This is a genomic window from Paenibacillus monticola (genome assembly GCF_009664975.1).
In the GTDB taxonomy this organism is placed as follows: Bacteria; Bacillota; Bacilli; order Paenibacillales; family Paenibacillaceae; genus Paenibacillus_AQ; species Paenibacillus_AQ monticola.
The window spans coordinates 289951-300558 of record NZ_WJXB01000005.1 but is presented as its reverse complement, the minus strand read 5'-3'; the positions used below and the strand labels follow the sequence as shown (position 1 = coordinate 300558).

The window sequence follows — 10608 nt, the reverse complement described above, 5'->3', positions numbered from 1 at the left end:
TATCTATCTATCTATCTATCTATCTATCTATCTATCTATCTATCTATCTATCTATCTATCTATCTATCTATCTATCTATCTATCTATCTATCTATCTATTTATCTTAAAAACTTCGTAGGTTTTGAAGGGAGAAAGGGCTTTGAAAAAGTTTGTCTTGTCCGTATTTGTAGCTGCTGTATTATTCACTTCTACCCCAGCAAGCACATTTGCAAGTGATGTAAGTCTTAAAAGCGAAGTGAATGAGGTATTGGGAACTCCGTATTTATGGGGTGGTACTACGGCATCCGGCTTTGATTGTTCTGGCTTCATCTTATTTATTTTGGATAAATTCAATGCTGGTAATTTACCACGCACATCACAATCCCAAGCCAAAGTTGGGGTACCCGTATCAAAAAATGATCTCCGTTTAGGAGATTTGGTGTTTTTCGATACTTTTGGCCAGGGGATATCCCATGCAGGCATTTATATCGGTGACGATCAATTTGCTCATTCCACAAGCAGTAAAGGTGTAAGAATAAGTAAACTCTCTGAATCTTATTATCGCGATCGATATGTGACTGCCCGACGTGTTGTGGGCGAAACAAGCTATCGTAAAATGATTAATGAATGACAAATTGAACACATTGCCACAATGAGGGGGTAGGGGTTATGAGAAGTAAATACCATCTTGGGATATTCTTGTTTGTTCTTTTCCTGTTAGTTGCAGGAATCTGGTTTTTTATTAAACAAAGAGACAGAACACCTGATTTCATTCAGAGTGGAACACTGGGTTCTGTTCAGTTAACGGTACATAGAATACAAGAGAGTGATCTCGCCGATGATTCCAATTTAGCGGAAGTGAAGGGATCGGATGTTGAACAATATGATATTTATGAACTTTCGTTAACTGCTCATTCGGGTGATATTTCCGAGTTTCTGGATAAAGAAAAGGTCACTTTGCTTAGTCCAACTGGTGAAAATATATCTATATTCCGCTGGCTTTCCGTAAATAAGGATTCGCATCATCCGACCTTCTTAGCTTGGTTTACAAAAGTGGAAACAACGCCGGTCCAAATGAAAATTATGGGGCCAGATGCGAAAAACGTAAGCTTAACCTGGAGCGATCTATAGTTAGAGAATATATAAATTCAGAAGAGAGGTCAGTGCTACATGAGAGTTATATTGTTCGAAATCGGAGGGTTTTCTCTGAGGTCTTATGGAGTTATCGTCGCATTAGCGATTGTAATTGCTTTTGGAGTTGCTTATTATCTGGCACGAGGAACTCAATATCAGAAACATCTCCCCAATCTAGTTGTGTATTTACTATTAGGTGCGATTCTTGGGGCAAGAATATGGCATGTGTTCTTTTTTCAATGGTGGTACTTTTCAGATCATTTAACAGAGATATTTGCCGTTTGGAAAGGTGGAATCGCCATTCAGGGAGCACTGGTGGGCGGATTCTTTAGTGCAGTCATTTATGCAAGGAAACACAAACTCTCCTTCTGGGAACTGGCGGATATATTAGCACCAGCCATTATACTTGGACAGGCTATCGGACGAATTGCTTGTTTATTAAACGGCGATGCCTTTGGGTCTCCAACGGGGTTGGGGTTCGGAATTGTCTATCCGGAAGGAACCATCGCGTTTGATAGATATGGTTCAGCTCCATTATGGCCGGCAGAAATTTGGGAAGGGCAGTTGGATCTTGTGATTTTCGGTATTCTTATGGCCATGAAAAATATCAAACTCCCTCTAGGAACCCTGTTTCTAAGCTATAATATCTTGTATTCCATTGTACGGTTTATGCTTGAATTTCTTCGCGGTGACTCCCCTCGATATGCTTTGCAATGGACTGCGGGACAATGGACGAGTATAACCGTTTTACTGATTTCTTTAGTATTCATGCTGTACTTTTTCAAGCGTAGCCATCTAATAAAACCAGTTCAAGATTCGGCTTAAGCAATAATTACAGGAGGAATGGACATGAAAAAGACGGATTGGCTGGCAGCCATATTTATCATAGCCATGGGAATGATGTGTTTGATCATTTCGGCAACGTCATTTCGTAATATGTCCTTTCTGCAAGTTGGAAGTTGGACGGGGGGAGTCTGTTTTTTGGCGATCCTAGTAGGCGGAATTATTAGTCTTGTATATTATTCTATAACAAAAAAGCATAAGGATTGATTTCCCCCTCGATTTCTAGCCTATAACACCTTCTCCGCCCGCTTTCCAGTTTAGATTGAACTTCTTTTTTCGTTATATTTTGAAAGAATTCGAGCATAGCCCTCCTTTAGTCCATAGGCAGCCACCTATATACTTAAGCTATTAAATTGACTGCAAGAGTTGACCACACTTGAATCGTTCCACAGCCGTTATAACAAACCGCGCTGAGAACACACGGTAAAAGAGTTCTTTTCCGTGATTAACCTGCCCGCGAACTTTCTGTATAAATTACCGAAATGAATCCGACAGAGCTAATTAAATAAGACAGAAAATCATTTCAGGGAGTGAAACCTCATGATTCGTGTAGCTATAATCGGGACGGGTTCCATTGCAAATGCTCATTTGGAAGCCTATACATTGTTCTCAGAGCGTTGTCAGGTGGTTGCCTTGGTTGACAGTCGTGAAGAGCGGGCAAATCAACTAAAAGACAAGTTTCAACTAGATAGCAAGTTTATGCAAGATTATCATGAATTGCTTGAGGATGAGGAAGTGGATTTAGTCTCTATTTGTACGCCTCCCCATTCGCATGCCAGCATTGTTATCGATTGTTTGCGGGCAGGAAAGCATGTTCTGGTTGAGAAACCGATGGCCATGTCGCTTGAGGAGTGCGATCTAATGTTGGAAGCGGCGGCTGAATCCGGATGTATTCTGTCTGTGGTCGGGCAAAATCGTTTCCTCGATCCCCATATGAAGCTGAAAGCAACACTTGATTCCGGCTTAGCAGGCAAAATTGTTCATACTCAGGTAGACTCCCTTTGGTGGAGAGGCCACAGCTATTATGACGTATGGTGGAGAGGGACCTGGGAAAAGGAAGGCGGTGGCTGTACCCTTAACCATGGGGTTCATCATATAGATCTGCTGCAATGGATGCTGGGCATGCCGCAAACCGTTCAGGCAGTCATGAGTAATACTTCGCATGATAATGCCGAAGTGGAGGATCTTTCTATTGCTATTCTTTCCTATCCCGATGGCAGTCTGGCGCAAATCACAAGCTCGGTCGTTTCTCATGGGCAAGAGCAGCAGATGATCTTTCAAGGGGAGCGGGCGCGAATCTCGGCTCCTTGGAAAGTGTACGCATCCACTTCACAACCAGACGGGTTTCCGGAGCGGAATGCGGCACTGGAGGAAGAGTTGGAGCAGTATTACAATAGCTTTGAACCGTTACGATATAAAGGACACACTGGACAAATTGACAATGTTATGACAGCGATCGAGAATAACTCGCTGCAGGTGCTTATTGATGGTCATGAAGGACGGAAAATGCTAGAGCTAATAACAGCCATCTATGAAGCAGCTATTACGGCGCGGCCTGTAAGTCTCCCGTTAACGAAAGAAAGTAAATTGTATACGAGGGAAGGCTTTCTGGCGAACGCACCACACTTTCATTCACTTGGGGGCAAATAATATGGTGAAATTCAGCATTATTGGCGGAGCAGGCTTTCGGGCGCAATATTTCCTCAGAATCGTCCAAGCCTTGCCCGAACGCTTCCAGATCAGCGGGATGGTCGTGAGGGATGAGGCCAAAGGCAGAGACATGGAAGTGAAATGGGGGGTCCCTACCTACCGTTCTCTGGAAGAGCTACTGAAGCATGAAAGCCCTGACTTCGTTGTCGTTTCGGTAAGCGGGGCTCAAGGATTCGAATATTTATTGAAGCTGGCTGAGGCAGGAATTCCGGCCTTGTCGGAAACGCCGCCTGCGCCTGATCTGCCAGGACTTGAGCTTCTTTATGACAAACTTATCGTTACGGATGCACGTATTCAAGTAGCAGAACAATATCATCTTCATCCTATACAAGAGGCACGTTTGGCACTCATTCGTTCGGGAAAGTTAGGGAGAATTACAGAAACGACTGTCTCTATCTCCCATCTATATCATGGTGTCAGCTTAATTCGCAAAATGCTTGGGGTTACCTTTGAGGAAGTGCGAATAAGAGCAATGCGCTTTGAATCCAAGTGGATTAATGGACCTACACGCAGTGGCCCTCCAACGGAAGATAAGCTGATTCCTTCGCAAAGGGACTTAGCCTGGTTGGATTTTGGTGACCGCTTGGGAATTTACGATTTCACCAAGGATCAGCATCGTTCCTGGACTCGTTCGAATCATCTATCCGTCAAAGGCGAGCGGGGTGAAATTTTCGATAATCGCGTCTTGATTCAACAGGACAACCTGATTCCACTTCATTTAGAGCTGAAGCGAATCAATAAAGGAGAGCAGGAGAACGCGGAAGGCTATTTTCTGCAAGGTATCCTGTGCGGTGAACAATGGCTCTACGACAATCCGTTTGCTCCCGCCAGACTATACGATGATGAAATCGCCATCGCCAGCTGTCTGCAAAAAATGGCTGATTACGTCTCTGGCGGTCCGGAATTTTATAGCCTGGCAGAAGCTGCTCAGGATTATTATCTGGGTATGATGATCGAGAAAGCGATTCAGAGCGGAGAGACTATTATTGCGCCGCGGCAACGTTGGGCGCGGTAGGAGTACAATATTTTAGAACTTGCTTGCCCCCCTTAGAAGTTGGGGGCTTTTTGTATGTCTTTAGAAGAATTGAAAGGTAAGAAGTAAAACGTTTCCCTATAATTTCATAATATAGTAGAATTAATGCAGTCGAGTAAAGGAGATGATTACCTTCTTTTTTTTCTTTTTCTTTGAGGAGATGTATAAAGATCCATTTATAAAAAAAGCTTATCAAATCATTTGCAAGGATAAGCTTATTCCTGATAGATACTGTGATATTGGGGAATATATCCATGGCCGGCTCAAAAAAGAAGAGTTACAAATGGCATTGAGAAGCATAGATTCACCGTTTACGGAATTATATGCAACGTCCTACCCGAAAGAGATGTCCATAGAAAGCAAATGGTCGAGCTATCATCAGCAATATCTGCAAAATTCATCTCCTGATGATATGCAGTATGTTGAGGCGCAAGCAGTTCTTAATTGGATGTTCCGAACGTATGGAAATGTGACGGATCGAATGGAAGCAGCCAGAGAATTAACGAAGATGCTGGAGGAGGCCTTCGCAATAAAGGGCAGCCTGACATTTGTCCAGGGAATTATATATGTAAGCTCAGAAATGGATCTGCAATTGATATCCTCGGTAAATGACTTCTATAAAGCTGTCAGCGAAATAAGTGCTGCGGGCAAAGAGTTGTTGTATCGCGGACATACCAATGTTAACCATGTGCTTGTTCCTTCTGTTATGCGCAATAACCAATGGAGGATGCATGAGCGCGATATGTATAATGAATTACTGATTCAATGTCCCCGGGAGTTCGAAAAGTTGAAATCTCATTTGGATTGTCTGGTGCAGATGCAGCATTACGGTTTGCCCACCAGACTGCTGGATATCACCCATAATCCCTTGGTCGCTTTGTATTTTGCCTGTGAGCGGGAAGAAAATACTTTTGGTGAAATCATAGTGTTTCAAGAGAATAGTACCAACATCAAGTATCCACAAAGCGATACCGTGTCTATTTTAGCTAGCCTGCCGCTATTCAACTATACAGATCAGCAGATGTTCTATGAACATGCCGCTAACTCCGAACTAGGTAAAGCTGAATTCAACAAACGAATTGACCGGCTGCTGCATGAGGTTAAACTTGAAAAGCCTGCATTTAGAGATGAGATAGACCAGGCGGATCTGCTGAACTGTTACGTTGTTCTTCCCACAAAGAACAATAGCCGTATTCTTAAACAAGATGGCGCGTTTATATTATGCGGACTATCCGACAGTAATCCTGCAACTATCAATAAACTCCGCTATAAAGAAGACTCCGGCAAAACCCAACTCTATATTATTACTAACAAGAAGGGTATTCTGAAGCAGCTGGAGACGTTCTCTATCAATAAAGCTTCGCTGTTTCCTGAAATAGATGATGTCGCAGATTATATAAAAAATAAATATTAGCTGATTTGCACCCCGAATATCAGTTAGAAATAGACCGTAATCCTTTTTTTAAGGGCGGTCTATTACTTTTGATATGCATGTATGCAGCCCCTTTTCCAGAGGTGTCGACAAGCTGAGTATATCATGATATATTATTATGTATAAAATGAAAAAATCAGAGTCAGGAGACAATGAGAGTCATGAGTGAGACGACGTCTTCCAAGCCGATGTACGAGAAAATATTTGACGAAGTGAAGCAACGTATCGTTACCAAAGAATATGAACTTGGAGAGCGTGTTCCTTCCGAGAAAGAGCTGGCGGAAGCCTTTCATGTAAGCCGTATCACTAGTAAAAAAGCCCTCGAAATGCTCGCCGCCGAGCGATTAATTGTTCGAAAGCCGGGCCGAGGTTCGTTTGTAGCTGACCCCGTTATTGATTATTTAGAAGCAGAGGCTTCATCAGCCATAAATTCAGGTGAGTTGACTTCGGCCACAATTAATCATGAAGAGAAGACGATTGGCCTGATCATTACTGACTTTGGCAATAGCTATGGTACAGGCTTGATATATGGGATGGAGCAGGCTGCCCGTGATAATGACTGTTTTCTGGTGCTGAGAAGAACTTTTGGCATTCCGGAAAATGAGGAGCAATCCATTCTGAAGCTGCTCAATCTGGGAGTAGACGGGCTTATTGTATTTCCGGCTCAAGGCGAGTATTTTAATGCGGAAATTCTGAAGCTGGTGATTGGCCGTTTCCCGCTTGTTCTGGTAGACCGGCATCTGAAGGGGGTTGCAGCCGCTTCTATTAGCTCTGATAATGTAAAAGCTGCGCTTAAGGGTACGGAGTATCTGTTTGATCTGGGGCATACGCATATATCATTTCTTTCACCGCCTCCTGTAGATACAACAGCAGTTGAGGATCGGATAGAAGGCTTCATTCAAGCGCATGCCCAGCGGGGAATCATGGTTAATAAGGAGCTTTGGGTCAGTGATTTGACCTCCACGCTGCCTAATTCCTTTAATGAGCAGAATATTGAGCGCGATATCTCGCGGCTTGTTTCCCATTTGCAGAATAATCCCTCCATAACAGGGCTGTTTGCCATTGAATACAACATCGCGTTGCTGGCTAAAACAGCTGTAGAAAGGCTAGGCCTTCGGATACCGGAGGATATTTCGATTATTTGCTTCGACAGTCCGCCTACACATCTTGGGGGGGGTTACTCCTTTACCCATATGCGACAGAACGAAGAAGAGATGGGGCGGATTGCTGTGGAAAATGTGCTTATTATAATGAACGGGCATGCTGTTCCTCATAAAGTAATGCTTGAAGCCAGATTGGTTCCCGGGGAATCCACCGGTCCTGTTAAATTATCTTAAGCTTTTCAGCAACTCCTACGCCCTTAAAATAATATACGTCTTTATAATTTTGAACCTATCTCAAAATCAGAGGTTGACTCTACATGTGAAGAGAGCGAAGGGTCGGAGGGATTCTGGAGAAACGGAAGTGTTCGCCTTTAAAGCCCGATTTCAACCTATATCAACGTACAATCAAGAAATCGGGCTTTAACAGCGATCGTAAGAACCCTTCGAACCCGTAGCGACCCGATCAAAAGGTCAACCGCTGATTTTTAGTTCTGAGCCGAAATTTTCCTTGAAAGCCCTATCTCCATGGATGGGTTTTCTTTGTTTTTTATTTTGAGCATATCACTCTGCTCTACGCCATAATAGTATATTATTATTGATAATAAAACATATTGACATATTAACAACATGCCAATATACTAATTTTTGAAAGCGCTTTAAAGTTTAAATAAGAAGGGGAGGTACTCAAGCTGAGATCAACCAAAGAAATACCGGAAGCGATGAATGAACTAGTCGCCCGTGTACGGGATAAGCTGACGGAACGTCCAAAATTGTCAGAGATGTTTGAAAAATGCTTGGCGAATACATGGAATACGACCATAAAGCGTAAACCGGATGGCACGACTTTCGTTATCACCGGTGATATTCCGGCGATGTGGCTACGGGATTCCGCTGCTCAGGTTAGACCTTATTTAATGCTCGCTTCAGCAGACGAACAGATCGCGGATATGATTCAAGGACTTGTGGAACGTCAATTTGCCTGCATCCTGCTCGATCCTTACGCTAATGCTTTTAATGAATCAGCTAGCGGACAGGGACACCAAGAGGATAAGACAGAGATGAACCCAGGGGTTTGGGAACGGAAGTATGAAATTGATTCCTTATGTTATCCGATTCAGCTGAGCTATTTGCTCTGGAAGAATACCGGCCGAACCACTCAATTCAACGAGAATTTCGTGGCTGGGGTAAAGAGAATTATTGAAGTATGGACTATAGAACAGAATCATGAGAACGGTTCCAATTATCGGTTTCAGCGGATGAACTGTCCACCCACGGATACGCTGCCTCGTGAAGGCAAAGGAGCAGAGACCTCCTATACAGGAATGACCTGGTCTGGTTTCCGCCCAAGCGATGATGCCTGTGAATATGGTTATCTGGTTCCAGCCAATATGTTTGCCGCAGTGGTACTGCGGTATGTGTATGAAATCGCTACAGTTATTTTGGGTAATCGCGAATTGGCGGCAGCGGCGAAGCGGCTCTCGGAACAGATTGATGCAGGGATTCACCAGTATGGCATTATGGATCATCCGGAATTCGGCTCTGTTTACATTTATGAGACGGATGGGCTTGGACACGTGAATGTAATGGATGATGCCAACGTTCCCAGTCTGCTGTCCATTCCTTACCTTGACTATGTGAGTGCAGATGACCCTATTTATCTGAATACTCGCAGGCTTATTTTAAGCAAAACGAACCCTTATTTCTATGAGGGCAAGGCAGCTTCAGGTGTGGGTAGTCCTCATACCCCTCGCGAGTATATATGGCATATCGCTTTGGCGATTCAAGGGATGACCTCAACAAGTAGGGAAGAACAGGAGACTCTGCTTGCTTGGTTGGAGCACACCGATGCCGGAACTGGCTTTATGCATGAAGGTTTCCATGTGGATGATCCGGGACTGTATACGAGACCTTGGTTTTCCTGGGCTAATATGATGTTTTGCGAGTTTGTGCTGATGTATTGCGGAATTAGCGTTAATCGAAGCTAAGCTGGGAAAGTACAACCACACTAAAGGGGATGAAAAGATGAAGAAATGGTTGGTTACGGCGATTGCACTGGTTATGATTACTGTTCTTGCCGCAGGCTGTAGCGGTAATAAGGAATCTGCTAATAAAGGAAACACAGGAGCGACTAAAGCACCCGCGAGCAACAATGACGGGAAGAAAACAGAGCTTACATTCTGGGGTGACTGGGGAGGAGAGGGCCAGAAGCAATTTGAGACCATGGTCGATGCTTTTAATAAATCACAGGATAAAATCCATGTTAAATACGTGCTGCAACAGGATATGATCACCAAATTTCTGACCGCAGCGACCAATGGCGGCGCTCCCGATGTACTATTCTGGGACCGCTGGCGGACTTCGCTCTATGCTCCCAAAAATGTCCTGCATCCAGTGGATGAATATTTGGCCCGCGATGGCATTTCTAAAGACGACTTTTATAGTGAATCGCTGACAGAGCTTTCCTACGAGGATAAATTATACGGCTTGCCACTTACGGTGGATGCCCGGGCCTTATTCTATAACAAGAAGCTGCTTGCGGAAGCCGGACTCCAGCCTCCAACGACATGGGATGAACTTGAGGCAGCAGCCACGAAGTTGACCAAATGGAAAGGAGATAAGCTTGAAGTAGCAGGCTTCTCTATGGGGGATCTCGGATTGTTTAATATGTATCTCCAGCAGGCTGGCGGCACCATGCTGACTGATGATGGCAAGACCAACTTCAACAATGAGCAGGGCAAGCAGGTTCTGGAGTTCTGGGATCGCCTGATGAACAAGGATAAGGTTTACAAGGTTGGCTTTGAGCTGGGACTCGGCGAAGGGCAGGATGCTTTTGTCACCGGTAAAGTGGCTATGTTGTATTCCGGTCCGTGGATGCTCAGCACCTACAATAAGTACGGCAAAGATCTCGATTACGGGATCGTCCCACCTCCGGCAGGCCCGAACGGTGATAAAGGCAGTGTAATGGGTGGATTTGGTCTGGTTATTCCGGAAGGCTCTAAGCATCAGGATGAAGCGTGGGAATTTATCAAATGGTGGACAGCCAACAAGGATAACGCCCTGCTGTGGGCCAAGACCAGTCTAAACCTGCCTGGTTTCAAGCCATCGCTAGAAGACCCCTTCTTCAAGGATGACCCCCAATGGAAGCCATTTATGGATACCTTGGAATTCGCGAAGATCCGTCCTACTCATCCCGGCTACTCCGTTATGGAAACCGATGCGCTGGCTCCGAATCTTCAGCTTAACCAGCAGAATAAGCAGAGTATCGAAGCTACTCTGAAGAAAGCTCAGGAGCAGGGCGACAAGATGCTGAAAGATAACGAAGTTGTGCAGTAATACTAATGCGCTTGCAGCGAGGGGGAGGGGCAAACCTCCC

The 10608-nt window shown here is 44.4% G+C and carries 10 protein-coding genes; all 10 read left to right on the top strand.

Annotated elements, in window-relative coordinates:
- Positions 1–140 precede the first annotated feature (140 nt).
- The 10 genes from GJB61_RS16890 (at position 141) to GJB61_RS16845 (ending at position 10568) form a co-directional block, all read left to right on the top strand.
- Positions 141–611, top strand: a complete 471-nt coding sequence (locus GJB61_RS16890) for a C40 family peptidase (protein WP_154119971.1) — start codon at positions 141–143, stop codon at positions 609–611.
- Positions 612–649: 38 nt separating this feature from the next.
- Positions 650–1111 (top strand): hypothetical protein, encoded by a 462-nt coding sequence (locus tag GJB61_RS16885; RefSeq protein ID WP_154119969.1) that lies wholly within the window; start codon positions 650–652, stop codon positions 1109–1111.
- Positions 1112–1150: 39 nt separating this feature from the next.
- The gene (lgt, locus tag GJB61_RS16880) at positions 1151–1939 is read left to right on the top strand and encodes a prolipoprotein diacylglyceryl transferase (RefSeq protein WP_154119968.1); all 789 of its coding nucleotides are present in this window, start codon (positions 1151–1153) and stop codon (positions 1937–1939) included.
- A 24-nt stretch (positions 1940–1963) separates the two neighbouring features.
- Entirely contained in the window at positions 1964–2164 is a 201-nt protein-coding gene (locus tag GJB61_RS16875) for a hypothetical protein (RefSeq protein WP_154119966.1), read from the top strand.
- Positions 2165–2497: 333 nt separating this feature from the next.
- A complete protein-coding gene (locus GJB61_RS16870; RefSeq protein ID WP_154119964.1) occupies positions 2498–3607 on the top strand; it encodes a Gfo/Idh/MocA family protein in 1110 nt (369 codons plus the stop codon).
- Between the two features lies 1 nt (position 3608).
- On the top strand, positions 3609–4682 hold the full coding sequence (locus GJB61_RS16865) for a Gfo/Idh/MocA family protein (RefSeq protein WP_154119962.1): 1074 nt from the start codon (positions 3609–3611) through the stop codon (positions 4680–4682).
- Between the two features lie 301 nt (positions 4683–4983).
- A complete protein-coding gene (locus GJB61_RS16860) occupies positions 4984–6114 on the top strand; it encodes an FRG domain-containing protein (protein WP_195724364.1) in 1131 nt (376 codons plus the stop codon).
- A gap of 179 nt (positions 6115–6293) precedes the next feature.
- Entirely contained in the window at positions 6294–7469 is a 1176-nt protein-coding gene (locus tag GJB61_RS16855) for a GntR family transcriptional regulator (RefSeq protein WP_154119958.1), read from the top strand.
- A gap of 485 nt (positions 7470–7954) precedes the next feature.
- The gene (locus GJB61_RS16850) at positions 7955–9220 is read left to right on the top strand and encodes a glycoside hydrolase family 125 protein (RefSeq protein ID WP_154119957.1); all 1266 of its coding nucleotides are present in this window, start codon (positions 7955–7957) and stop codon (positions 9218–9220) included.
- A 37-nt stretch (positions 9221–9257) separates the two neighbouring features.
- Positions 9258–10568, top strand: coding sequence for an ABC transporter substrate-binding protein (locus GJB61_RS16845; protein ID WP_154119955.1), 1311 nt, complete (start codon positions 9258–9260; stop codon positions 10566–10568).
- Positions 10569–10608: the final 40 nt, after the last annotated feature.